The organism is Citrobacter sp. RHBSTW-00570, assembly GCF_013739755.1.
Classification (GTDB): Bacteria; Pseudomonadota; Gammaproteobacteria; order Enterobacterales; family Enterobacteriaceae; genus Citrobacter; species Citrobacter braakii.
In genome coordinates this window covers 694,072-718,618 of the sequence record NZ_CP056399.1, presented here as the reverse complement: position 1 = coordinate 718,618, position 24,547 = coordinate 694,072, and the positions used below count along the sequence as shown (strand labels likewise).

Sequence of the window (24,547 nt, the reverse complement as noted above, 5' to 3'; positions counted from 1 at the left end):
AAGGCTCTCAATTCAGACAGAGTTGTAGTTGTAAGGCCGTGCTTCCGGAAGGAATGCGCGGCTTGTTTTCGTTTATACGCGTCATCATTCAAGCTGCCTCTGCGTTGGCTGCAGTCGTTCCCTCCAGTCACGTACTGATGTACGCTCCTGAGGATTCGCTCCCTTGCCGTATTGAAGCATCTTGAATGATTTTGTGTATATAAGTCATAAAAAAATAAACGGGGCATATGGCTGGACGAATTCCACGCGTATTTATAAATGACCTGCTGGCAAGAACCGACATTGTCGATCTCATCGACGCGCGGGTAAAGCTGAAGAAGCAGGGCAAAAATTATCACGCGTGCTGTCCGTTCCATAACGAAAAAACCCCCTCTTTCACCGTAAACGGTGAGAAACAGTTTTATCACTGCTTTGGGTGTGGCGCACATGGCAACGCCGTCGACTTTCTCATGAACTACGACAAGCTCGAGTTTGTGGAAACCGTCGAAGAACTGGCCGCAATGCACAACCTTGAAGTGCCCTATGAAGCAGGCAGTGGCCCTAGTCAGATAGAGCGCCATCAACGGCAAAGCCTTTATCAATTGATGGACGGCCTGAACACTTTTTATCAACAGTCTTTGATGCAACCCGCCGCTACCCCCGCGCGCCAGTACCTGGAAAAGCGAGGATTAAGTAGCGACGTGATCACCCGTTTTGCTATTGGTTTTGCGCCCCCCGGCTGGGACAACGTCCTGAAACGGTTTGGCGGCAATGCTGAGAATCGTAAATCGCTGGTCGATGCGGGAATGTTGGTCACCAACGATCAGGGACGCAGTTACGATCGCTTCCGCGAACGGGTGATGTTCCCCATCCGCGACAAACGTGGTCGAGTCATTGGTTTTGGTGGACGCGTGCTGGGCGATGCCCTGCCGAAGTATCTCAACTCCCCGGAAACCGATATTTTCCATAAAGGTCGCCAGCTGTATGGCCTTTATGAAGCCCAGCAGGATAACGCCGATCCGCAGCGCCTGTTAGTGGTAGAAGGCTATATGGATGTGGTGGCGCTGGCGCAATACGGCATTAACTACGCAGTGGCATCCCTTGGGACGTCAACCACCGCCGATCACATCCAGTTGTTGTTCCGCGCGACGAACAACGTAATTTGCTGTTACGACGGTGACCGTGCCGGACGCGACGCAGCATGGCGCGCGCTGGAAACCGCACTGCCCTATATGACAGACGGACGCCAGCTACGCTTTATGTTTTTACCTGACGGCGAAGACCCCGATACGCTGGTGCGTAAAGAAGGGAAAGAGGCCTTTGAAGCCCGGATGGAGCAGGCGCTACCACTCTCCGCGTTTTTATTTAACAGCCTGTTGCCGCAGGTGGATTTGAGTACCCCAGACGGACGCGCACAGCTCAGCACGCTGGCATTACCGCTGATTACTCAGGTACCAGGAGAAACGTTACGCATTTATCTGCGACAGGAGTTGGGAAACAAGCTCGGCATTCTTGATGACAGCCAGCTTGAACGTTTAATGCCAAAACTGGCAGAAAATGGGGCTTCCCGCCCTGTTCCACAGCTAAAACGTACGACCATGCGTATACTTATAGGGTTGCTGGTACAGAACCCGGGTCTCGCCCCGCTGGTTCCGCCGTTAGGCGCACTGGATAGCAATAAACTGCCTGGACTTGGCTTATTCAGAGAACTGGTCAACACTTGTCTGGCTCAGCCAGGTCTGACCACCGGACAACTTTTAGAACACTATCGTGGCACAAATGATGCTGCGACCCTTGAAAAACTGTCGATGTGGGACGATATAGCAGATAAAGATATCGCAGAAAAAACCTTCACCGACTCACTCAACCATATGTTTGATTCGATGCTTGAGCTGCGCCAGGAAGAGTTGATAGCTCGTGAGCGCACACACGGTTTAAGCAGCGAAGAACGCCGGGAACTCTGGACGCTGAACCAGGAACTGGCCAAGAAATAACAGAAAGACAAAAGTATTTAACGGCTTAACTGCCGAATATCGCTCGGGAAGCCCCCGACAGCCGCACGGAGAGGCAGCGGCAAAATATAAGTATGCCCTCGTTTTGCCGTTGGCGGTTTTACCGCCCAACACCAATCAAACGAATTAAGTGTGGATACCGTCTTATGGAGCAAAACCCGCAGTCACAGCTGAAGCTACTTGTCCAACGTGGTAAGGAGCAAGGCTATCTGACCTATGCCGAGGTCAATGACCATCTGCCGGAAGATATCGTCGATTCAGATCAAATCGAAGACATCATCCAAATGATCAATGACATGGGTATTCAGGTGATGGAAGAAGCACCTGATGCCGATGATCTGCTGCTTGCTGAAACCTCCAACAGCACCGATGAAGACGCGGAAGAAGCGGCTGCCCAGGTTCTGTCCAGCGTTGAGTCCGAAATCGGTCGTACAACTGACCCGGTCCGCATGTACATGCGTGAAATGGGTACCGTTGAACTGTTAACCCGTGAAGGCGAAATCGACATCGCTAAACGCATCGAAGACGGGATTAACCAGGTTCAATGCTCCGTTGCCGAATACCCGGAAGCCATCACCTACCTGCTTGAGCAATACGATCGTGTAGAAGCTGAAGAAGCGCGTCTTTCCGATCTGATCACCGGCTTTGTCGATCCGAACGCGGAAGAAGACATGGCGCCAACGGCGACACACGTCGGTTCTGAGCTCTCTCAGGAAGAGATGGATGACGATGCAGACGAAGATGAAGAAGATGACGACGACAGCAGCGATGACGACAACAGCATCGACCCTGAATTAGCGCGTGAAAAATTCGGTGAACTGCGTACTCAGTACGAAATCACTCGCGACACCATCAAAGCGAAAGGCCGCAGCCATGCTGCCGCGCAGGAAGAAATTCAGAAGCTGTCTGAAGTGTTCAAACAGTTCCGCCTGGTACCGAAGCAGTTCGACTACCTGGTAAACAGCATGCGCGTCATGATGGACCGCGTGCGTACTCAGGAACGTCTGATCATGAAGCTCTGCGTTGAGCAGTGCAAAATGCCGAAGAAAAACTTCATCACCCTGTTCACTGGCAACGAAACCAGCGAAACCTGGTTCAACGCGGCAATCGCGATGAACAAACCGTGGTCTGAAAAACTGCACGACGTGGCAGATGATGTTCACCGCGGACTGCAGAAACTGCAGCAGATTGAAGAAGAAACCGGCCTGACCATCGAGCAGGTTAAAGACATCAACCGTCGCATGTCCATCGGTGAAGCGAAAGCCCGCCGTGCGAAAAAAGAGATGGTTGAAGCGAACTTACGTCTGGTTATCTCTATCGCCAAGAAATACACCAACCGTGGTCTGCAGTTCCTGGATTTGATTCAGGAAGGTAACATCGGTCTGATGAAAGCGGTTGATAAGTTTGAATACCGTCGTGGTTACAAGTTCTCTACCTATGCAACCTGGTGGATCCGTCAGGCGATCACCCGCTCGATCGCGGATCAGGCACGTACCATCCGTATCCCGGTACATATGATTGAGACCATCAACAAGCTCAACCGTATCTCCCGTCAGATGCTGCAAGAGATGGGCCGCGAGCCGACGCCGGAAGAGCTGGCTGAACGCATGCTGATGCCGGAAGACAAGATCCGTAAAGTGCTGAAGATCGCTAAAGAGCCTATCTCCATGGAAACGCCGATCGGCGACGATGAAGATTCGCATCTGGGTGATTTCATCGAGGATACCACCCTCGAGCTGCCGCTGGATTCTGCTACCACCGAGAGCCTGCGTGCCGCAACGCACGACGTTCTGGCTGGCCTGACCGCCCGTGAAGCAAAAGTTCTGCGTATGCGTTTCGGTATCGATATGAATACCGACCACACGCTGGAAGAAGTCGGTAAACAGTTCGACGTTACCCGCGAACGTATCCGTCAGATCGAAGCGAAAGCGCTGCGTAAACTGCGCCACCCGAGCCGCTCTGAAGTGCTGCGTAGCTTCCTCGACGATTAATCTCGCCGCATAAGCATAAACGCCACCGCAAGGTGGCGTTTTTCTTTATAGTCCCCGCCTGGCCAGGGCGTCATTCACTTCCTGATACGCCTCCACCAGTTTATCCAGCGTAATCCGGCTTAATCCGCTGGGATTCGGCAAAACCCATATTTTCGTCGCGCCAATAGTCAGCGTTTGTTTTCCCCACTGTGCCCCACGCTGGCTGAGGCCCTGCTCAAATGCCTGCTTCCCAAGGATTGCGAGTGCAGCAGGCTGATACTCCTCTATTTTCTCAATGAGCTTACGGCCGCCGTTACGCATCTCCTGTAGCTTCACTTCATTGGCTTGCACCGTCGGTCTGTCGACAAATTTAGTCACGCCGCAACGGAAGTCCAGCAAGTGTTGTGCCTCTTCGGGTTTGAGCTGGCGATCGGTAAATCCCGCCTGATGGATGACCTTCCAGAAGCGATTAGCGGGATGTGCAAAGGGGAATCCTGTACCTGCGGAAGACAACCCCGGATTGATGCCGCAAAACACCACCCGCAGCCCCGGCGCCAGTATGTCCTTAACCATAATTACTCCCATCAATACATCAGAGGAACAAGTATAACGGACTGAAAATACATTGTTTATAAAAACAGCATCCGTACGCTTATGTCTGGATTGCAACGCGGAGTTACTTTATAATCCACCGCCACGGCCCCTTAGCTCAGTGGTTAGAGCAGGCGACTCATAATCGCTTGGTCACTGGTTCAAGTCCAGTAGGGGCCACCAAATAAAACAAGGAGTTAGATGAGAAATCGTCTGACTCCTTTTTCGTTTTATACGAATCGGGTCAGGTAATGGGTCAGGTAAGGAATTACCTCCCTGCCCTCTTCATCTCGCTGCCAGCATCCCCGGATAGTGCTTCGCCACGATATCATTCATCTTTTCTGTCAGGTCGATCCGTTTAAAAGTGATGTGTACTGTTCCCTTCTGAAAGTAACGGATACTGAAGAAATCATCTTCGTAAATATCCTTCGAAGGGTTGTCCCGAATATGCTCCATCAATCGAGTAGTAACATCGCCACGGTTGTCGGGTATCGGTTTACCATCAAGCAGAAACAGCATTCGTTCCAGGTCCGCTAATTGATCCCGCCGCCAGCCCCAGTTTAAGCTAAAGCCCCAGCGGCTATGCGCCACCAGATTGTTGACGATGATCTTTTTACCAAAGCTGCAGGGACTATTGGTTTTGTAATCCCACGATAGCCCTTTGAAGACGTTGATGACCCCACGTTCGAAGACATCTATTTTGTTGAGATGCAGTTGCTCAAACGTGCTCAGGATATTCGCTTCGCTGACCACCGGAATATCCTCCTTTTCCAGGCTGTTGTACCACTGATCACGGGCCTGTGCGTCCATGATGGAAAGCATGCCCGACTTTTTCATTAAATCCCGCCATATACCGCGATCAAGATTGCGTGTAATGGCTTTCATCGCCGTTTCTCTTTTTTCTATCAACCAGCAGCCACAGCGGAAGTCCTGCTTCATAGCCCAGTCCAGAGCGGTTTTTCCCCCGATACTGCGGGTCAGTATTGAGATATCGTCGAGTTGCTGAATGAGCGCTTCAATCTGCGCCAGTGCGGCATTACGTCCGGTGATGATGCGCTCAATGCTGGTGGAGCAAATTATGTCGGTGTGGCCGGTTAACACTTCGGGTCCGGTGAGAGTAAGTTCTGACATCAGTCATTTCCTTTATATAAAGCAAAACGCCAGCCGGTGAGGGCTGGCGCTTATGAGTAAGTGATGAGTACGGTTCGGTGGTTAATCTGTACTGGCCTGTTGCAAAAGCTGAAGATGGTGGAGATCGCGAACGTCCTGAAGCGTACGTTCAATCCAGGGTAACAGCACTGCTGAATCGGTATTGTCTTCGTCGTTATCGAAGATAATTTCGCTGCCACAATCGATGTTGTCCTGCAGCCAGCCAATCAGAATGTTGAGAGCCGCTTCGGTGGTTAATTCCGGCATGTGAAACCTTGTGGTGATTGAGGTTGGATTACCAGTCGAAAATGTCAAAGCCCGGCAATACCTCACCAAAGGCATCAAGGTGAACAATACCAACAGAGTAGTGACGCATAAGGGTCACCACCAGGCGACGACAGGCTTTCGACAGACCGAGATGTTTAAGCCGTAATACCGGAAACGACCACGCATCCAGACGCAACAAATAGCCGGAGCCGGTGTACGTAATCCATTCGCTTTCGCCAAAGTCTTCATGCTGATGCGAAAGAGTGAACAGCAGGTTGTTGTCAGCTTCGGAGATATGGGCGGTACTGCACTGAATGCCGTTCAGCCGGGCGGCAGACGGGAGTGGATCTTCCACAACCAGCCTCCCAGGTTCGTCAGCAACGCGAAGCGAATAACCGTTATCACAGACCACATCAATCAGGTCGGCCAGTTCAATACCGTCGATATCAACAGCGATCCGCCCCATGTTGAGGGCCTGCATAGTGACGGCATCGGCTTCCACGGTCATGGAGAGTTTCATCGAGTCACCTCGCTGTATTTGCCGGTGGTGATATCGGTCACCAGTCTGTAGCCATTGCGTGCCATCAGTCCACAGGCCTTACGGGCGCGAAGGATATCAATACTGCTGATGAGTGGGGACTGTGTTTCTGCGCTGAAACCGTGACGATCGGTGCGTATCAGGGCGTATTTCTCCACGATAAAATTCACCGCGTCGCACAGTGAGATACCGGCGTCGATATGCTCCTGGATCACACCATCATTGCAAAATGGCGTGTCGTTTAACGTCAGACCGTAGTGACGGTCCAGCAGGTGACTCAAAAGGCGGAGCCAGATCTCCACTGGTGACGGGCGTGGTGAAGCCTCCTGTGTCGGGGGAACAGGTTGTGTTTGCATAATGGAAACCTTTATTGGTTAGTTAAATGAAGCAAAAATGCCGGGAGGTTTATTCTGTTGTTGCAGGTGTCGGGTAAATCGCTATATAGACATATCCGCAACTGCCGAGTGTATCCGCGTTGCAGGTCAGCCCTTTTGCGTAGAGCGTGACGCCGTGCTGATGGCGGGGATTGAGTTCACCGCTGGTGAGCATCAGTTCAAGCTGTTTGAGCAGCAGCGGAAATGCCTGGTCCAGATGGCGTAAATCCGCGTCGCTGAACTGCCCGGTGATACTGGCGCGGTCGGCGAGATAGTGCAGCCGGTTGCCCTCCTGCACCAGGCGAGCGCCAAAACAGGGTGTGATATCGCGTTTAAGCCCCCACCAGGGTTCGGCGATATTGTGGTTTACAGGCGGTATTTTATTCGACAATTTTAGCCTTCCTTAAATGTGAATTAATTCAGGGTAACGCTGCGCAATACGACATAGGGACCGTTACGGTCCTGACGGCGTTCAGCAAATACGGCCAGCACACCGTTGATGTCCTGTACCTCCCGACCGGCATAGTGGCAGATACTGCCGGACCACTTATATTTGCCGGTACAGAAGCGAAACAACCTGGACTGAGGATGCTGGCGGTATATCGCCATCGCCTGACGCTTGCTGATGATTTTCACTGACCCTTCCCCCTCACAGCAGACCATGTTCGGCGAAGGAGAATATCTGCCTGCCGCCGACAATCAGGTGGTCGGGCACCCGGATCTCCACCAGCATCAACGCCTGTACCAGTCGCTGGGTAATGGCTTTGTCTGCCTGACTTGGATTCACCTCCCCGGATGGGTGGTTATGGGCAAATATCACTGCTGCCGCGTTAAAGTACAGGGCGCGTTTCACCACCTCGCGGGGATGAACTTCAGTGTGACTGAGGGTGCCGGTAAAAAGCATTTCGTGGGCAAGCAGCTGGTTCTGGTTATTGAGGTACAGCACGACAAACTCTTCGCGCTCAAGGGTTCCCATCTTCAGCCTGAGCCAGTCGCGAGCAGCCTGCGTGGAAGTAAACGCCACACCCGGTTCGCGCAGGTGCTGGTCAAGCAGACTCAGGGCTCGTTTGATGGTGCGCAGCGAGGTCAATGGCAGTTCCGGTGTAAAGAGAGTCAGTTGTTTCTCCATAGCAAAACTCCTTAATCAATGATGGCAAAAATGGCATGGGATTCAGGGTGCTGTAGGGCGTAATCACGCAGTCGGAAATAATGCTCTGTCATGGCATCGCACTCCGTACGACAGGCGTGATGGCTGTACTCAATCAGACACACGGCAATGCCTGCGGCTTCCGCACTCATTTCTGCGCCATTGCCATTCATGTTGTTGAGCAGCCTCCATTTCTCATCAATGTCAGCTTCGGGGGCCATAAACGCGCCACCGTTGCTGAGTATGTGGAAATGCCAGATACCGCCGCTGTAGTCTTCACAGAAGCGGTCCATCCAGCCAAAGATACGGGTCTCGATAAAAATCCACTGCGGGATACGCCCGAAGTGCAGCGGCCAGAAACCCAGGCGCTGTTCATCGGGTACCAGGCTGGCCGTAATGAGGGTAGACATGTGTGAATCACTCATCGGCGAGTGGGCTGTATCAGTTTGTGTGGTCATGGAGTTGCTCCGTAATAGAAAAGCCAGCCGCTAGGGGCTGGCGTGATGTAGTTGATAAAAATCGGGATAAAGCGGGTGAGTCTAAAGAGAGAAAACGGTGTTGCGATTGAATGCAAAAGGCCCCTGCTGCGAGAACAACAGGGGCCTAGAGTGGTTATGTGATGCCCCGTAAATGGGACAGATGCGTTATCAGAAAGCGACTTTCAGCGTTGCCTGACCGTTGTAGCCAGCAGCACTGTTGCCGCTGACGCTGCGGGTATAACCGCCCTGTACACCCAGCGTCACGTTCTGGCGGACACGCGCTTCAATACCCGCCTGCAGGTCAAGCGAGGTACCATCCTGAGACGGGGTGAAGCTGACATTGCTGCCTGCAGTCGCAGTGCCCATGCTCATATCGCCGTCTGAACTGAAAGTGCGGATAACCGACGGACGCACCCACCAGTTCATCGGCATTTCGCTTGTGCTGTGCTTCATGCTGTCAGTCAAACCCGCAACCGTGGAGGTACCCTGACCGAAGTCCATTTCAGACGAACTGCCGAAACGAAGCCCGGCGCGGACATGCTGCGCACTACCGTCACCAAAGTTCACGTAACCGCCGTTGTCATGCCCGTTATCCAGAGACAGGCCCTGCCAGACGTACTGCAGCTGTGGCTCCAGCACCAGTCCCTGACTGATGTTAAACGGCAGACCGGTTTCCACAGAGGCCAGCCAGCCGGTGCCGTCAGTTTCAAAACGGTTATCCGCTGAGCTTGCCTTCAGGCTGTGACGGGAGCCCTGTGCCACCACATCGGCCCACAGCCCGCTGGCATCCTGAACGGCTGTCAGATACCCGCCGAGGCTGTACACCGTGTCACGCACGGAGCCTGCCGCAGAGCGGTCATCGTTTTTCACATCCACCGACGACTGGCCTGCCGCGCCATAGAGTCCACTGGTCAGCGAAAGCGTACCGGTGTCGTGTTTGAACAGGTCTCCGCCGAGCTGAATAAAGCCATAGCTGCCACTGCTTTCCGGGGTGTCGCCCTGGGCAATGCCGCCGTTACCGTCATGCCCGGTATGCCCGCCCTGAATACGCCCCCAGAATCCCTGGTCATTCACCGCACTGCTGCGCTGGCTGTATGTCCCGGCCAGCGCACGGTCATAATCCATGCTCTGGGCAAACAAAGATGAGTACAGTGCCACTTCGGCACGGTAGCCGGCTTCGCTGGAGAGATACCAGTTTTCATCGGCACTGCCGTGACTCAGGGTGTAGTTGTATGCCCCGGCCTGCAGTTTGCGGCCCAGCGCAAAAGCCCCGGCTTCGGTGGTGGCCCCGTTAATCGCCTCCACCACTTTGATACCGTTACCGGTTGTCGCCAGGCCCAGCCCTGCATCACCGGTATTGGTGAAATTCAGCCAGGTTTTACCGGTTGCCTGCCCGCCGTCAATGACCAGCCTGTCGGTCGGGAAGGTCGGGTCATCAAGACGAATGGACAGATTAATGGTGCCGTTGCGTCCTGTCAGATTCGTGACCGTCAGCGTTTCAGGGACAAACGGACTGTTTGCCGGTGCGGGCGCAAAACTGATGGTTCCGGCATTGTCCAGCTTGTCGAGCACCGATTTCACTGCTGCACCACGCTGAATATTCCAGCGGGCACCGCTGTCGAGGGTGACGTCAGTCGGGTCAATCGCCCCGTTCATCACGGAGTTGCCGGTCAGGCGGACCTGCGTACCGGACTGCGCAATGATGTCGCTGTTGATGATGGCATTGTTCAGGGCCAGTGCACCCTGCTTCAGGTTTACCTGTGACTGGGACAGCGTGCCGTTGCTGACCGTCAGGGTGCCTGTACCCTCCTTGAGTAACTGACCATCACCGCTCACCGAACCATTGATAGCGGCGTTACCGTTGTTAAAGTACAGTTGTCCGCTATTGGTGGCATTCCCCGTCAGCGATGCACCGTCGCCAAATGAGGTGGTACCGGTGAGCGTTCCGCCCTGTGCCACATTCAGTGTGCTGCCTGCCCCCACCGTGGTGTTATCCGCACTGCCGTTACCCAGTACCGTGAACTGACTGCCGTTATCCAGACGCAGGTTGCTGGCTTTGCCGGTTGCGCCGTCAATGCCGAATGCGCCAGAGGTGTTTGTGCCGCTGACCGTTGCGCCGGTATCGGCAATCAGTACGCCGCCGTCATGTATCACGATGTTCTGCGCCTTACCGCCGGAGGAGACTGCCAGAATACCGCCCTGATTAACCGTGGTGGTATCGGCGCTGCCGTTACCCAGCACATCAAGACGCCCGCCATTTTCCAGCAACACGTTAGTGGCACTGGCAGTCGCGGCATCGACGCTGAAGTTACCCAGACTGTTGGTCCCGGAAACGGTGGCACTGGTGTTCGTCACCAGCGCGCCACCGGTATTCTGGGTAACGTTCGTGGCATTGCCTCCGGCACTCACCTGCAGTTTGCCGTCTGTGTTGACGGTAGTGTTGTCGGCTGTCGCACCGCTTTTCACCACCTGCCACCCTCCCGCATTGATTACTGTGTCAGTTGCGGATGCACCGGCATGTACGTACTGATTACCGCCATCCAGGCGGGTCGTATTTGCCGAGCCGTGCACACTCTGGTCGCCGCCCGCTTTAATCACTGTACCGGTAGTGAGACCACCAGCAGCAATAATCTGACGACCATCGTTATTAATGGTGGTATCAGTTGCGGTACCGGCAACCCACTGCCCGTCGTTGTTCTCTGCATCGGGACCACCCTGTGCTCCGGTATTCACCACACTACCGGTAGCCTGCGCTCCAGCTTTTACCAGCTGAGCCCCGTCTTTATTAATGATCGTGCCGGAGGTAATACCGCCGCTGTGTACCCACTGTGTACCACCGTCAAGCGTGGTATCTGAAGCTTGACCATGCACGCTCTGACCACCACCGCTGTTGACTGTGGTGTCTGTGGCGCTGCCGCCAGCCAGTACACCCTGCAGCCCGCTATTATTAATGGTGGTCTGGTTTGCCACGCCCCCCGTCTGTACCCACTGACCACCGCTGTTGTCATCATTATCAGCACCGAACTCCAGGCCTGTGTTGATGACTGTGTTGTTTGTCTTACCGAAAACGATCTGTGAGTCGTGATTGCCGATCACCGCACCATTGACTACCTCACCGGCCGCTACCGTACGGGTGTTTCCCGGCGCATCGTCAGCCAGTGCGGCAGGACTTGCCACCAGTCCGGCAACCGCCAGCGCCAGAACGGCAGTACTGCGCTTTCCTTTGGCTTTTGCCAGCTCTGAGACAACAACAAATGCTCCCAAAACTTCGTTCCATACCAGCCGGTAGCTGGTGTTCAGGTTTCGCTTCATCATAAATACCTTGTTGTGTGTAGAATTTCCCCTAAAAGGGTATCGGCAAGAAGCTGATTTCCTTTAGGTTGTAGTTATGTTGGTGATTGCCTGTTGAATAAACTGAAAATGCGGCAGTGCTCGGATAAAACTTAAATCTTCTGTCAGTCGGTAAAAGCGCTCGTTGCGTTTAAAACTCTCAGTGAGGGGCTGCACAAGGTGAATATCACTGAGCGAAAACACCACCGGACGGTCGTGATGCTCCGCAACCAGGTACCAGTGGCTCTGCTGGGCAATCAGCCTGTAAGGGGCCAGTCTTTCGCAACGATTTCCGTCAGTCAGCAACGTGACGCGCTGGCAGGTGGTAATAGCCTGTACCAGCCGGTAAAAGGACAGCTGGGTCGCAGGTGAGCCCACAGAAACCGCATCTCCGGTCAGGCAGGGGGCACCTTCGCAGTTCAGCAGCAGGCTCACCAGCCGACGGTCCAGCCCCGGAAAGAGGCCGGCGATGCCGGTACGGTGGGCAAACGTCAGGACATCCAGCTCGCCCTGCGGCCCGGCCCCTGTCCGTAGGCGATAGCAGCCCTGATGGCATTCGAGATCCAGATAAATCAGCCGTTCACGAAAGTCTCTGTAGAGGGTGCGGACTGACACGTCAAACTCGGTCGCGAGCTTTTGCATGTTCAGCGTTTCACCCGCCACGAGGCGGCTGATAATCAGCGACAGCCTGACCGCCAGTCTGTCGTAGCGGCGCTCTGCCAGTGGCATGATGTATTCTCCGTGAAGGTTAACCGGTTGAAAGGCATGCGATTTTAAAGGAGGGGGTTGACAGGATATGTCTGCGGGAGCGGCTATTTTGAGGAAGGCCTGAAGCCTGTATCTGTCAGGCCTGCGCCATTTTCCGGTGAATTAACCAGCAAAAATCCCCGCCAGAAATGACAGGAAGTGTCATTTATTAACATTGCTGTAATGTTATTTGATGCAAAGTGTGAACTCACGCAGGCTGAAAACCACTGAGCAGGGCTTCCGCCATCACCCATAGTGCCCGGTTAAGTTTCACGTCCCCGTCAATACCACGAACGGCACGGGTATGTGACCGTCCTCCTTTGGCGTTACGCCCACTGAGACCGCCCTTAATCAGGTTCTCCTGAATACGCTGGTACGTGGTCCACAGGTCGTTACTCTCATCCTGCCAGCGGCGCGGGGAGAGCACCTGTGACGGCGCAACCGGCTGGTGGTCCTCCCCGAACCGGTACGTCAGTGCAGCCTGTGCCAGTGCCTGTTGCGCAGGAGGCTGCAACAGCAACGACTGCATCGCATCCCGCTTCTCCTCCACACGGTCAAAAATGCCCAGTACCTCATACGCGCCTTCAATTACCTGACTCACCACGTCCCCCTTGTGCGGCACCCGCACCTCGCCAAACGACTCACCACAGACGAGCCCGTTCTGACAAACTGCGCGAAATAGTCCCGGCAACATCTGGTACGAACTGGTGCCATCATGTGAATTCAGCAAAATGATTTCCGGCACCTGCTTACCGGTAATCTGCCCCTCCCGACGAAGGCGCAGCATGTGTTTCGTATGTTCACGACGACCCGGGTCACGTACCCGGGTCTGACAGGCAAAGAATGGCTGGAAGCCTTCTCGCTGTAAGCTGTCGAGCAGGGAGATGGTAGGTATATAGGTATAACGCTCACTGCGGGATTCATGTTTGTCCTCGCTGAACACACTGGGCACCACGCGAAACAGCTCCTCACGGGTTAACGGGCGGTCGCGACGGATAAGGTTTGCTGCGCCAAAGCGCGAAGCCAGACGGGTCATAAGCAGACTCCTCATAATGGGAAAACAAATAAAAGAAATCCCCGTCGCATCGGCGACAGGGTTAGGGAAATAACAGGGATGGGTTAAATACTCAGAAGAAGAAATCCCAGACGGCACGGGCCACTGACACCACGGTGGTGCGCACGGCCTGAATGACGGCCCGCACCGGGGCGGGTATCAGGGGAAAGGCACTGATGCTATCGAGTGCAGCACCGACGGTTTCACCAAAATCGCTACGCGCCTGTTCCCGGACTACCGTCGTGCGAAAGGAAGGCTGGAGTTGCGACACCACCGGGCTGGTGGCCTCACGTGGCAGGCACTTAATCATTCGCTCGGCCATCACCCGCAGTCCCCACTGAAGACGGACCGACACGGCACACACTGGATGTACGGGCTGGAACAGCTCATGCAGCAGACAGATTTTACGGCTGATATTCTGCTTCTGCTCTTTGGACAATGGCCCCCCACCGCTGGTGGGCTCGACCTTATCCGACTGGCTGATAACAAACAGCACCTTATGCCGGTATGCCTCCCCAATCACTTGATGATAAAAGTGTTCATCCACTGCCAGCGCCCGGTCATCGGCCTTAATCAGCCACAGCACCAGGTCAAGCCGGGGAAGCTGTTCGCGATACAGCGCAGCATATTCGTTATCGCGAGCGCCACTTTCGCCCACACCGGGCAGGTCCACCAGCGTCATATGGCGGTCGCCAACCAGCAGACGAAAGCGTAAAGGTTCACGGGTGCAGGCCGCCACATCGCTGACCGGCGATACTTCGCCGACAAACAAGGCATTGCAAAGGCTACTCTTTCCCGCGCCGGTTTTACCCAGAATGCCGATCACTGGCTCGTAGTCGGTTAACTGGTTTATTTGCTGCAGAATCCGCTCTGATGCCCACTGTGGCAGACCAGAAAGCGATTGGTGAAACGACTTCAAACCTTCAGAATTGTTCATTACTACTCCTCTGAAAAATAATACAAAAACGGCAGAATCGTGAGATTCCGCCGTTAATCGGGTATGTTCAGAAGAATGATATCTATCTGAAAATAATTTGAATTAAGGTAAGCGACGAGCCACAGCCGCCTGTGATCCCGGTCCCTGAGTCGTTAGGTTATTCTGGTATCCCTCATCCCAATACCAAAATAGTGGATAAGGGCAAATTGCCTGAGGGGGCTATAGGGCCTTGGGCAGCAAGGTTTTATAGTTGGATGGCATCAATTTAACGGTATAGAAACATCAACCCATACGATGACTGCCTACATTCAAGACATAAATTCTTGCTGTTACATAAGTATTAATGCTGATTGTCATCAATTTGATTATAATCATGGCACTTTATGGATTACCGTATTAAATATCATTTTTTCCCTATAGTGATGATTTATGCCTAGCTCCCCTTCTAAGCGGCTTGAGGACTTGAGTGTGGCCCAGCGAGAGCGGCTGGCCTACATCGATTTTCGGCTCTACTTCTTCGGTGAGATCGGTCGCCCAGATCTGATTGAGCGCTTCGGCGTGGCTCCAGCAGGGGCGACACGCGATTTGGCTTTGTACCGGGAAATCGTGCCGCATAACATCACCTTCGATGGTAGCAACAAGATCTATCGCATCGGGCAGGCGTTTTCCCCGTTGTTCAAACACGTATCGCAGCGTGTTCTGTCTGCGCTAGCTTTCGGCTTTGGCGATGGCGTGAACGGCTCAATGCAGGCGCTGCTACCATGTGAATCCCCCGCAGCCCTGTGCATCCCCAAGATGGATGTGTTAGCAGCGATTTGCCGAGCCATCCACGCCAAGCGACCTGTCGCCATCCGCTACCACTCGATGAGCGGCGGCGAGTCCGAGCGGGTAATTGTGCCCTTTGCCTTGGTTGATACCGGCCTGCGCTGGCACGTCCGGGCCTTTGATCGCAAGAGTAGAGAGTTTCGGGATTTCGTCGTCACCCGCATCGAAGTACCAACATTGCTCGACGAGGAGCCACAGGACAACGAACGGCAGGATAACGACATCCAGTGGACGCGCATCGTCGAGCTAGATTTAGTGCCGCACCCGAGCGTTGAGCGGCCCGATATTATCAAGATGGACTACGGGATGACAGATGGTTCGATCAGAATGCGCGTTCGCGCTGCGGTGGTGGGCTATATGTTGCAGCGCTGGCGGGTAGACTGCTCACCCGATCATTGCCTTCGTGGACCGGAGTACCGGTTATGGCTCAAAGATCATCTCGCAATTTACGGCGTAAAAAATGCCTTACTGGCACCAGGCTATAGCGCCACTAAGAAGGCTGACTATTAATGGAACTGATCGACAATATCAACCGCCTGCTCGGAGACGACCTAAAGCAGACGCTCAAACCTGGTGCTCGCCTGAAGATCGCCGCTTCCTGCTTTTCGATGTACGCGTTCGAAGCGCTCAAAGCAGAGCTGGAAAAAATCGACGAGCTGCAATTCATCTTTACCTCGCCGACGTTTACCGCTAACGAGGTTACCGACAAGATTCGCAAGGAACGCAGAGAATTCCACATACCGAAGGCTGACCGCGAACGGAGCTTGTACGGGAGTGAGTTCGAAATTCAGTTGCGTAACAAACTGACCCAGCGCGCAATTGCAAAAGAGTGCGCGGACTGGATGCGGCGCAAGGCAACATTCAAGTCCAATCGCAGCAAGGCACCGATGCAGCAGTTTACTTGCATTCAGGCTGCTGCCGCAGATACTGCCTACATGCCACTGCACGGCTTTACCGCCGTCGATCTCGGCTACCAGCAGGGCAACGCTGTCTCCAACTTCGTCAACAGGATGGACGAGCCGACATTTACGGCGACCTACCTCAGTCTGTTTAACCAGATCTGGCAGGACCCCGAGAAGCTGGAGGATGTAACGGCGCAGATCTGCGATCAAATTGCATCCGTCTACCAGGAAAACTCGCCAGAGAGCATCTACTTCCTGATGCTCTACAATATCTTCAATGAGTTTCTGGACGACATCAACGAGGATGTCCTGCCGAACGACCGCACGGGCTATCAAGACACGCTCATCTGGAACAAACTCTTCAATTACCAGAAAGATGCTGCTACCGGGATCATCAACAAACTTGAAAGCTACAGCGGCTGCATCTTGGCCGACAGCGTGGGTTTGGGAAAGACTTTTACCGCGCTGGCCGTGGTAAAGTATTACGAACTGCGCAACAAGTCAGTTTTGGTTTTATGCCCTAAGAAGCTGGCGGACAACTGGCTGAACTACAGCCGCAACCTCAAGACCAACATATTTGCTCGCGACCGGTTCAACTACGACGTGCTTTGTCATACCGACCTCAGCCGTACGAGCGGTGAGTCGTTCGGCACACCGCTGAATCGTATCAACTGGGGCAACTACGACCTTGTCGTCATCGACGAGTCGCACAACTTCCGCAACAATGACGCCTATAAGGACAAGGAAACCCGCTACCAGAAGCTGATGAACAAGGTTATCAAGGAGGGAGTGAAAACCAAGGTATTGATGCTTTCGGCCACCCCGGTGAACAACCGCTTCAACGACCTGCGCAACCAACTGGCACTGGCCTACGAAGGCGACTCCGAAAACCTCAGCAAGAAGCTGCGCACCGGCAAGACGGTAGAGGACATTTTCCGTAGTGCGCAGGCCAGCTTCAATGCGTGGGCAAAGCTTCCATCGGAAGAGCGCACAGCGCGGGCCATCCTGGATTCGTTGGATTTCGACTTCTTCGAATTGCTCGACAGCGTCACCATCGCACGTTCGCGCAAGCATATTCAGACCTTCTATGATACCAAGGAAATCGGCCAATTCCCTGAGCGCCGCAAACCCTTGTCGTTCCACAGCCCGCTCACACAGAGAACGGATGTGATGAGCTTCAACGAAATTTTCGAGCAGCTGTCTTTACTCAAGCTCGCTGTTTACGCCCCGATCAGCTACATCCTGCCCAGTCGGCTCAAGAAGTACGAGGAGATGTATGACACTCAGGTTGCAGGGAAAGGCAAGCTTAAACAAATCGACCGTGAAAAGAGTTTGCAGGCATTGATGACGACCAACCTGCTCAAGCGCCTGGAAAGCTCGATTGAGTCTTTCCGCTTGACGCTCAAGTCCCTGCGCGCAAACCACACTAATACGCTGGCCAAGATCAGCACTTTCAATGAGACTGGCGGCCTCAGTGGCATTGACAGCAGAATCAATGACCTGACCGACCAGTTAGAAAACCTCGACGTGGACGACGACCTGCCAAGCAATGGCGACAGTGAGATCGGTGGCAAGGTCAAAATCAGCCTCGCCGATATGGACTTGCCTTCTTGGGAGCACGAGCTGAAGGTCGATCTGGAAATCATTGATGCCTTGCTGACGTCGATGAACAAGATCACGGCAGCCGATGATGCCAAACTGCAGCATCTCAAGACACTGGTTCTGGAGAAGATCGCAGCACCGCTGAATCCTGGCAACAAAAAGGTGCTGATCTTCACCGCCTTCGCCGACACCGCTGACTATCTGTATGCCAATTTGGCTCCGGAATTGCTGGCCACACAGACCTTGCACAGTGCGAAAGTCACCGGCAAAGGGGCGCCGAAGAGCACGCTCAAGAAGAACTATGACTTCCAGGAACTGCTCACCCTCTTCTCGCCACACTCGAAGGAGAAAGCGATCGTGCTACCAAATGAGGCGGCAGAGATAGATTTGTTGATCGGCACCGATTGTATCTCTGAAGGCCAGAACCTGCAGGACTGCGACTACCTCATCAACTACGACATCCACTGGAATCCCGTGCGCATCATCCAGCGCTTCGGCCGTGTGGATCGCATCGGCTCACCCAACAGCAGCATCCAACTGGTTAACTACTGGCCAGACATCTCGCTCGACGAATACATCAACCTGAAGGAACGGGTTGAGAGCCGAATGATGATTGCCGATGTCACAGCCACCGGTGACGACAATGTGCTGAGCGCCCAAGCCAACGATGTGTCTTATCGCAAAGAGCAATTGCGACGTTTGCAAGAGGAAGTGATTGAGCTGGAAGACCTGAAAACCGGAGTGTCGATTACTGATCTCGGGCTCAATGACTTCCGAATGGACTTGCTCAACTATGTGAAGGTCAATGGCGAATTGAGCAACGTGCCAAGCGGGATGCACGCCGTAGTGCCTGCCAAGCCGGAGATGGGCCTACGCCCGGGTGTGATCTTCACGCTACGCAACCGGAATCCAAGCGTCAACGTCAGTCAGCACAACCGCCTGCACCCTTATTACCTCGTCTATATTAATCGCGAGGGGGAAGTCATTCACGATCACACCGAAGTCAAACGTTTGCTGGATCTGGTTCGCACCTGCTGCAAGGGACAAGCCCAGCCTATTACAGATGCCTGTCTCCTGTTCAATAAGGAAACGGCCGATGGCCGCAAGATGCAGATGTATTCGGACCTGCTTGGCAAGGCCATCCGCTCAATGATCGAGGTGAAGGAAGAGAAGGATCTGGACAGCCTCTTCTGCAGCGGAAAGACCACCGCGTTGGTCAATACTATCGTCGGACTGGACGACTTCGAACTGATTACCTTCATCGTGATTCAGGAGGCCGGATGAGTCAGTCTGCGCGATTTGAGTCGAATACCGCGTTCATCAACTATCCGAAGCAGGCTGTCTTTGGTCGTACCCTGCCAAAGAATAAGATCTACGAACACAGCGGCGCCAATACAAGACTGAAGGATTTGTTCGTCGAGCAGGTGGAGCAAATCGTCTGGCAATACAAGTTGGCTCCGGAAACGATCAACCTGCCCGCCAGGCCGGGAGTACCAGAGCTTCAGATTTTCTCAATCCAGCTCAAGACATCGGAGCTGAATCTGGACGTTTTGCGTTGCATCGATGGCGCGGTGCAGTTTCCCATCATCTTCGAGCTGAGCTTTGATGGCCGAACAAAGGTGATCGCTGCATACAAACGACCGAATGAGTCAGACGCCAGCCGTTGGGTCATGAGTGACTACTTTACGACAGGCTGGTTGCCGAGTGACTGTGAGCGCGCCGCCATGCCTTTAGCACTCGACCTGGGCGGCTTGTATGAGCAGACGCTTCACCGCCTAATCCCCACGCCTGCGCGCCCACGAGAAAGTCTCGCTGACTTGGTCGTACGCGTCGAACTGGTTGAAGCCAAGCAGCGTGAGGTTGAGAAAGCTGCCAGTAGACTTGCCAAAGAAAAGCAATTCAACCGCAAAGTAGAGATCAACGCGCATTTGCGGCAGCTTAAAAAAGAACTTGAAGAATTGACCGGGAGTGAGAGTGCATGACACAGAGCTTGAATGATGAGTCAAGGATACACATCGAGCAGATCGCCGGTGAAGCATTGGCGGAACTCGAAAGGATCGCTAAAACCGCTAGGGGCAAGCTCAACGATGGGCGGACACTTGGTTCAGATGCGCTGGCAAACATCAACACAATGACGTCCAGTTCAGCCATCCAAAGGCTGGATAAGATCAGCCAGGCGAACCGCGAAAGCTATCAGGTACTAGTGACAGAGCCTGCCATCGCCCGCGTTGTGGTGAGCGATGAAGAGGGAGATGAAAAAATCTACTACATCTGCCGCACGATGCCGGTATCAGGCTTTCCCAATTTGTCTAGTTACCGTGCGCCGGTTGGACGTTTGGCCTCGTTGGCAATTGGCGCAGAGTTCACGCTCCCCAATGGAACCGTCGTTGAGGTTCTTGAGCGGGCTCTACTTCGGCCCAATGCGCTTGCAGATGGGTGGGACTCTCGAGACACCGTCGTTGAAGCCGAGCATTTTGGGCCGTTCACCATCGAGTCGCTGCGTGCGCTGCTGACCGTGGTTGCGGGAGAAGAAGTCACTGAAGACATTATTGGCCAATTGCTGGCCGAGGAGTTAGTCAAGGCCAACATCATCGACGGTATTCGCCGCAGCGTTATTACAAAGATGGGACTACGTGATCAGCCCATTCTCGATCAATATCAAGATGAGATTTTCCGTCGCCCTATCGACAATCGTCTTTTGATCTTGGGCCCGCCGGGTACAGGCAAGACGACCACTCTGATCCGCCGCCTCGGCCAAAAACTCGACACCGCCTACCTGGATGAAGGCGAACAACGTCTGGTTGAAACAATCGCCTCAGCTCAAGGCATTGTGCACGCCAACAGCTGGTTGATGTTCACGCCCACGGAATTGCTCAAGCAATACCTCAAGGAGGCATTTGCGCGTGAAGGTGTTCCCGCCTCGGATCTGCGCATCAGAACGTGGCAAGACTATCGACGCGAGCTGGCCCGAAACGTATTCGGCGTCCTCAGAAGGGCTTCCGGTGGCGGTACTTTTGTTCTAAAAGACGGACTGACCAGCCTGACCGATGCCGCATTAGAGTGCCCCATTCAATGGTTCGACGATTTCAACGAATACCAGCAGAAGGCCTATGTGCAGGAGCTGCGTGAAGCCGCAACCCAACTCCACGATGCCAAAATTCCCGAAGTCCTTAGTCTCAGCACACGCTTGCAAAACATCTTGTCTCGGGCGGCCGATGGCGCACTGGCGACAATGTTTGGTTCGCTGGCGGTGGAGATAGCCAAAGTGCAGGTACTCGTCAGCAACCTGAAGGAAGGCTCGGACATCAAGATCAAAGCCGCACTCAACCTGCAACTCAACCGCAACCGAGGTTTTCTGGATGAGTTGGCCCACATGATCGATAACCTGCAACAGGCGCAAGCGGCTGATGTAGACGACCAGGATGACCCGGATGCCGATGAAGAAGAAGATGCCACCGCACCCCGTACAGGCCGTGCCGCCGCGCTCAATGCCTACATGCAAGCGGTACGCGCCCAAGCCCGGGCAGCAGCATCCAAGCGCACAGTCAGCAAAGCCTCTCGCAATGGCAAAATCATCGAGTGGTTGGGAGAGCGAGGGCTGACAGAAGCGGATCGCGTTGAAGTGGGTGCAAGCCTTCTGGTGCAGGCCAGTGCACGCCGCTTCGTTAATCCGGTGAAGCGCTACCTCGACGGCATCCCGAAGCGCTACCGTGCATTCAGGCGCGAACGCCAACCGGCAAACATCTGGTATCGCCACGAAGACTTTGAGGCGCGCGACATCCATCCCTTGGAGTTGGACATCGTACTGCTCGCGATCTTGCGCGCCGCAGGCAGCCTGCTCAGTCGGCCCAACGTTCAGCGCGACATTGATAGTCCCGCCTGGTCATCACTCCAGCCCATACTGGGGCATTACTGCAACCAGATCCTGGTGGATGAAGCCACAGACTTTTCGCCCATCCAGCTTGCGAGCATGGCGGCGCTGGCGCATCCAAGACTGCGTTCATTCTTTGCCTGTGGTGACTTTAATCAACGCCTGACCACCTGGGGCGCACGCTCTGTCGACGACTTGAAGTGGATCTTTGAGGATTTTGATATTAAGGAGATTACGGTCTCTTATCGGCAGAGTAAGCAACTGAACGATCTGGCTCGCGCCATGATCCGCGCTGTCGGTGGCACCGAGCAAAACGCCAGCTTGCCTGCGCATATGGACAGCATGGGTGTTGCACCCGCCTTGCTGGAGCACGCGACCAACGCAGAAACCATTGTCGGTTGGCTGGCGGATCGCATTCGCGAGATTGAGCGATTTGTCGGTCAGTTGCCATCCACCGCTATTTTTGTGAACACCGAGGACGACGTTGCTCCGGTTGCCGAAGCACTCAACACAGCCTTGGCGGAGCACAATATCCAGGTCATCGCTTGCCGAGAGGGCCAGGCTGTGGGGCAGGAAAGCAACGTGCGCGTATTCGACATACAGCACATCAAAGGCCTGGAGTTCGAGGCGGTGTTCTTTGTCAGCATTGACCAGCTCGCCACGCTGCATCCGGCGCTATTCGACAAATACCTGTACGTCGGCACTACCCGGGCGGCCACCTACTTGGGTGTGACCTGCCAGGGCTGCTTGCCCTCCGCCATCGAAAGTCTGCGCCCGCACTTTTGCCAGGACTGGCAACAAGGCGACTGAACCTACAAATACGAATTCGAATTGTGAGTCGCTATGCCTTTTCCATAAAAAGCATAGCGACCAGAGGAAAAGAACATGGAAAAGCTAAAAATGCATTCACCCAATCTCACGCAAGACAACATCGCCCGCCTTCGTGATCTGTTTCCAGGCTGCGTCACTGAAGCCAAGGGCGAAGACGGCAGTGTGAAACTGGCGGTGGATTTTGACCAGCTACGGCAGGAATTAGCCGAGTCGATTGTGGAGGGTCCACAGGAACGCTACCACCTGAACTGGCCAGGCAAGCGCGAGGCACTGCTCACAGCCAACGCACCGATTGCCAAGACGCTACGCCCCTTCCGCGATGAAAGCGTGGACTTCGACACCACGAAGAACTTGTTCATCGAAGGCGATAACCTCGATGCGCTTAAGTTGCTGCAGGAGACCTATCTTGGCAAGGTCAAGATGATCTACATCGACCCGCCGTACAATACAGGGCGCGACTTCATCTATGACGACGACTACAGCGCAGATGTCGAGGGTTACCAATTGGCCTCTGGCCAGGTGAATCAAACCGGCGGAAAACTTGTGGCTAACACTGAAGCCAATGGGCGCTATCATTCTGACTGGCTAAGCATGATCTACGCACGTCTTCGATTGGCTCGTAATCTGCTGAAGGATGATGGCGTCATTTTTATGTCTATCGACGATAACGAGGTGGACAACCTGCGCAAAGTAGCTAGCGAAGTATTTGGTGATGAGAACTTCGTTGCGCAAGTTATATGGCAGAAAGTTTTCTCTCCAAAGAACAGCGCACGATGGTTCTCGGAAGATCACGACTACGTTCTGGTTTATGCGAAGAATGGCGACAGTTGGAGCCCCAATCTTCTGCCACAAACTGACGACATGATTGCTAGGTACAAGAATCCTGACAATGATCCTCGTGGCGTCTGGCAATCCGACAACCTTACCGCGCGCAACAGATACGATGCAGGACTCTATTCCGTTAAGTGCCCCTCTGGCCGCGTTATCGAAGGGCCACCGAAGGGAAGCTATTGGAGAGTGAGCGAATCAAATTTCAAGAAGCTTGATGTGGATAATCGAATTTGGTGGGGTGCTGATGGTGACAACATGCCCCGCCTAAAGCGATTTTTAACTGAAGTCAAACAAGGTAAAACACCACAAACCCTTTGGTTTTACAAAGAGGTGGGCCATACGCAGGATGCGAAAAAGACGTTGCTTAAATATGTTCAATTCGAAGAGACGGAAAATGTTCTTAACTCAGTAAAACCAGTTGAGCTACTGCAGAGAATCCTGCAACTTGCGACGAGCCCAAGTAGTGACGACATTGTTTTGGACTTCTTTAGCGGAAGCGCTACGACAGCCCATGCCGTTATCAAACAAAACGCCGAGGACGGCGGCAATCGACGATTCATTGCCGTTCAGATTGCCGAGCCACTCCCTACGCCGGAACCGGCAATGGCCTCGATATTTGAAATGGGTTTGAAGCGGGTGCGCAATGTAGCAATGGAGCTGCGTCAGCAATCCAGCACGAGCCAGCTGGATCTAGGCTTCAGAGTGCTGAAGATCGAGTCTTCCAACATGGCCGACGTTTATTACTCGCCTGACGCGCTTGACAATGCCAAGTTCGATCTCTTCGTTGACAACATCAAGCCCGACCGCACACCTGAGGATCTGCTGTTCCAAGTAATGCTGGATTGGGGTGTCGATCTGGCGTTGCCCATTGCCAAGCAGTCCATTCAAGGTAAGGACGTGTTCTTTGTCGATGGGAATGTGCTTGCCGCCTGCTTCGACGCCAGTGGCAGCATTGACGAAGCCTTTGTGAAGGAACTGGCCAAGCGTCAGCCACTGCGTGTGGTGTTCCGCGACGCGGGCTACAAGAACAGCGCGGTCAAGATCAACGTTGAGCAGATTTTCAAGCTCTTGTCGCCCGTCACCGAAGTGAAATGTATCTAAGGGGGCGTGC

The 24,547-nt window shown here is 53.9% G+C and carries 20 protein-coding genes and 1 tRNA gene; 8 read left to right on the top strand and 13 right to left on the bottom strand.

Translation table 11 applies throughout. The features are described from left to right. Nucleotides 1-227 precede the first annotated feature (227 nt). Together dnaG and rpoD are read left to right on the top strand one after the other, a co-directional pair. Nucleotides 228-1,973 carry a DNA primase gene (gene dnaG / locus HV237_RS03460; protein WP_003828467.1) on the top strand — a complete coding sequence of 582 codons (1,746 nt, stop codon included), beginning with the start codon at nt 228-230 and terminating at the stop codon, nt 1,971-1,973. Nucleotides 1,974-2,137: 164 nt separating this feature from the next. Next, nucleotides 2,138-3,982 (top strand): RNA polymerase sigma factor RpoD, encoded by a 1,845-nt coding sequence (gene rpoD, locus HV237_RS03455; RefSeq protein ID WP_016154549.1) that lies wholly within the window; start codon nt 2,138-2,140, stop codon nt 3,980-3,982. A gap of 45 nt (nt 3,983-4,027) precedes the next feature. On the opposite strand, the gene mug is transcribed toward rpoD, so the two are convergent. After that, nucleotides 4,028-4,534 carry a G/U mismatch-specific DNA glycosylase gene (gene mug / locus HV237_RS03450; RefSeq protein WP_047358660.1) on the bottom strand — a complete coding sequence of 169 codons (507 nt, stop codon included), beginning with the start codon at nt 4,532-4,534 and terminating at the stop codon, nt 4,028-4,030. 125 nt (nt 4,535-4,659) lie between these two features. Here mug and HV237_RS03445 point away from each other — a divergent pair. After that, nucleotides 4,660-4,735: transfer RNA gene (locus HV237_RS03445), tRNA-Ile, on the top strand. A 102-nt stretch (nt 4,736-4,837) separates the two neighbouring features. On the opposite strand, the gene HV237_RS03440 is transcribed toward HV237_RS03445, so the two are convergent. From HV237_RS03440 to HV237_RS03385, 12 genes are all read right to left on the bottom strand, one after another. Beyond that, a complete protein-coding gene (locus HV237_RS03440; protein ID WP_025799009.1) occupies nt 4,838-5,683 on the bottom strand; it encodes a DUF4942 domain-containing protein in 846 nt (281 codons plus the stop codon). A gap of 81 nt (nt 5,684-5,764) precedes the next feature. After that, on the bottom strand, nt 5,765-5,968 hold the full coding sequence (locus HV237_RS03435) for a DUF957 domain-containing protein (RefSeq protein ID WP_025799007.1): 204 nt from the start codon (nt 5,966-5,968) through the stop codon (nt 5,765-5,767). Between the two features lie 28 nt (nt 5,969-5,996). Continuing rightward, nucleotides 5,997-6,488, bottom strand: a complete 492-nt coding sequence (locus HV237_RS03430) for a DUF5983 family protein (protein ID WP_045888216.1) — start codon at nt 6,486-6,488, stop codon at nt 5,997-5,999. Further along, nucleotides 6,485-6,862 carry a TA system toxin CbtA family protein gene (locus HV237_RS03425; protein WP_025799003.1) on the bottom strand — a complete coding sequence of 126 codons (378 nt, stop codon included), beginning with the start codon at nt 6,860-6,862 and terminating at the stop codon, nt 6,485-6,487. The genes HV237_RS03430 and HV237_RS03425 overlap by 4 nt, the downstream gene beginning before the upstream one ends. 49 nt (nt 6,863-6,911) lie before the next feature. Next, nucleotides 6,912-7,271, bottom strand: coding sequence for a type IV toxin-antitoxin system YeeU family antitoxin (locus HV237_RS03420; RefSeq protein ID WP_025799001.1), 360 nt, complete (start codon nt 7,269-7,271; stop codon nt 6,912-6,914). Between the two features lie 23 nt (nt 7,272-7,294). Next, nucleotides 7,295-7,516 (bottom strand): DUF987 domain-containing protein, encoded by a 222-nt coding sequence (locus HV237_RS03415; protein WP_045888217.1) that lies wholly within the window; start codon nt 7,514-7,516, stop codon nt 7,295-7,297. 13 nt (nt 7,517-7,529) lie between these two features. Then, nucleotides 7,530-8,009 carry a DNA repair protein RadC gene (gene radC / locus HV237_RS03410; protein WP_025798999.1) on the bottom strand — a complete coding sequence of 160 codons (480 nt, stop codon included), beginning with the start codon at nt 8,007-8,009 and terminating at the stop codon, nt 7,530-7,532. Nucleotides 8,010-8,020: 11 nt separating this feature from the next. Next, a complete protein-coding gene (locus HV237_RS03405) occupies nt 8,021-8,452 on the bottom strand; it encodes an antirestriction protein (RefSeq protein ID WP_088903392.1) in 432 nt (143 codons plus the stop codon). A 222-nt stretch (nt 8,453-8,674) separates the two neighbouring features. Beyond that, nucleotides 8,675-11,818 carry an AIDA repeat-containing protein gene (locus HV237_RS03400; RefSeq protein ID WP_220132867.1) on the bottom strand — a complete coding sequence of 1,048 codons (3,144 nt, stop codon included), beginning with the start codon at nt 11,816-11,818 and terminating at the stop codon, nt 8,675-8,677. Between the two features lie 63 nt (nt 11,819-11,881). Next, nucleotides 11,882-12,565: a WYL domain-containing protein gene (locus tag HV237_RS03395; protein WP_181541726.1), complete on the bottom strand. Its 684-nt coding sequence runs from the start codon at nt 12,563-12,565 to the stop codon at nt 11,882-11,884. A gap of 226 nt (nt 12,566-12,791) precedes the next feature. Continuing rightward, nucleotides 12,792-13,619: a DUF932 domain-containing protein gene (locus HV237_RS03390; RefSeq protein WP_049015603.1), complete on the bottom strand. Its 828-nt coding sequence runs from the start codon at nt 13,617-13,619 to the stop codon at nt 12,792-12,794. Nucleotides 13,620-13,710: 91 nt separating this feature from the next. Beyond that, nucleotides 13,711-14,574, bottom strand: a complete 864-nt coding sequence (locus HV237_RS03385; protein WP_181541724.1) for a GTPase family protein — start codon at nt 14,572-14,574, stop codon at nt 13,711-13,713. A gap of 429 nt (nt 14,575-15,003) precedes the next feature. Between HV237_RS03385 and HV237_RS03380 the strand changes: the two genes are divergently transcribed. From HV237_RS03380 to HV237_RS03360, 5 genes are all read left to right on the top strand, one after another. Further along, nucleotides 15,004-15,909: a WYL domain-containing protein gene (locus HV237_RS03380; protein ID WP_049015599.1), complete on the top strand. Its 906-nt coding sequence runs from the start codon at nt 15,004-15,006 to the stop codon at nt 15,907-15,909. Beyond that, nucleotides 15,909-19,187 (top strand): helicase-related protein, encoded by a 3,279-nt coding sequence (locus tag HV237_RS03375; protein WP_181541723.1) that lies wholly within the window; start codon nt 15,909-15,911, stop codon nt 19,185-19,187. The genes HV237_RS03380 and HV237_RS03375 overlap by 1 nt, the downstream gene beginning before the upstream one ends. Beyond that, nucleotides 19,184-19,885: a DUF4391 domain-containing protein gene (locus HV237_RS03370; protein ID WP_181541721.1), complete on the top strand. Its 702-nt coding sequence runs from the start codon at nt 19,184-19,186 to the stop codon at nt 19,883-19,885. The genes HV237_RS03375 and HV237_RS03370 overlap by 4 nt, the downstream gene beginning before the upstream one ends. Beyond that, nucleotides 19,882-22,584 carry an ATP-binding domain-containing protein gene (locus HV237_RS26100; RefSeq protein ID WP_181541720.1) on the top strand — a complete coding sequence of 901 codons (2,703 nt, stop codon included), beginning with the start codon at nt 19,882-19,884 and terminating at the stop codon, nt 22,582-22,584. Before HV237_RS03370 ends, HV237_RS26100 begins: the two co-directional genes overlap by 4 nt. A 75-nt stretch (nt 22,585-22,659) precedes the next feature. Continuing rightward, the gene (locus HV237_RS03360; protein ID WP_004714543.1) at nt 22,660-24,537 is read left to right on the top strand and encodes a site-specific DNA-methyltransferase; all 1,878 of its coding nucleotides are present in this window, start codon (nt 22,660-22,662) and stop codon (nt 24,535-24,537) included. Nucleotides 24,538-24,547: the final 10 nt, after the last annotated feature.

Coding starts and splice junctions, on each gene's coding strand:
- dnaG (WP_003828467.1), top strand. CDS start 228: ATGGCTGGACGAATTCCACGCGTATTTATAAATGACCTGCTGGCAAGA.
- rpoD (WP_016154549.1), top strand. CDS start 2,138: ATGGAGCAAAACCCGCAGTCACAGCTGAAGCTACTTGTCCAACGTGGT.
- mug (WP_047358660.1), bottom strand. CDS start 4,534: ATGGTTAAGGACATACTGGCGCCGGGGCTGCGGGTGGTGTTTTGCGGC.
- HV237_RS03440 (WP_025799009.1), bottom strand. CDS start 5,683: ATGTCAGAACTTACTCTCACCGGACCCGAAGTGTTAACCGGCCACACC.
- HV237_RS03435 (WP_025799007.1), bottom strand. CDS start 5,968: ATGCCGGAATTAACCACCGAAGCGGCTCTCAACATTCTGATTGGCTGG.
- HV237_RS03430 (WP_045888216.1), bottom strand. CDS start 6,488: ATGAAACTCTCCATGACCGTGGAAGCCGATGCCGTCACTATGCAGGCC.
- HV237_RS03425 (WP_025799003.1), bottom strand. CDS start 6,862: ATGCAAACACAACCTGTTCCCCCGACACAGGAGGCTTCACCACGCCCG.
- radC (WP_025798999.1), bottom strand. CDS start 8,009: ATGGAGAAACAACTGACTCTCTTTACACCGGAACTGCCATTGACCTCG.
- HV237_RS03405 (WP_088903392.1), bottom strand. CDS start 8,452: ATGAGTGATTCACACATGTCTACCCTCATTACGGCCAGCCTGGTACCC.
- HV237_RS03400 (WP_220132867.1), bottom strand. CDS start 11,818: ATGAAGCGAAACCTGAACACCAGCTACCGGCTGGTATGGAACGAAGTT.
- HV237_RS03395 (WP_181541726.1), bottom strand. CDS start 12,565: ATGCCACTGGCAGAGCGCCGCTACGACAGACTGGCGGTCAGGCTGTCG.
- HV237_RS03390 (WP_049015603.1), bottom strand. CDS start 13,619: ATGACCCGTCTGGCTTCGCGCTTTGGCGCAGCAAACCTTATCCGTCGC.
- HV237_RS03385 (WP_181541724.1), bottom strand. CDS start 14,574: ATGAACAATTCTGAAGGTTTGAAGTCGTTTCACCAATCGCTTTCTGGT.
- HV237_RS03380 (WP_049015599.1), top strand. CDS start 15,004: ATGCCTAGCTCCCCTTCTAAGCGGCTTGAGGACTTGAGTGTGGCCCAG.
- HV237_RS03375 (WP_181541723.1), top strand. CDS start 15,909: ATGGAACTGATCGACAATATCAACCGCCTGCTCGGAGACGACCTAAAG.
- HV237_RS03370 (WP_181541721.1), top strand. CDS start 19,184: ATGAGTCAGTCTGCGCGATTTGAGTCGAATACCGCGTTCATCAACTAT.
- HV237_RS26100 (WP_181541720.1), top strand. CDS start 19,882: ATGACACAGAGCTTGAATGATGAGTCAAGGATACACATCGAGCAGATC.
- HV237_RS03360 (WP_004714543.1), top strand. CDS start 22,660: ATGGAAAAGCTAAAAATGCATTCACCCAATCTCACGCAAGACAACATC.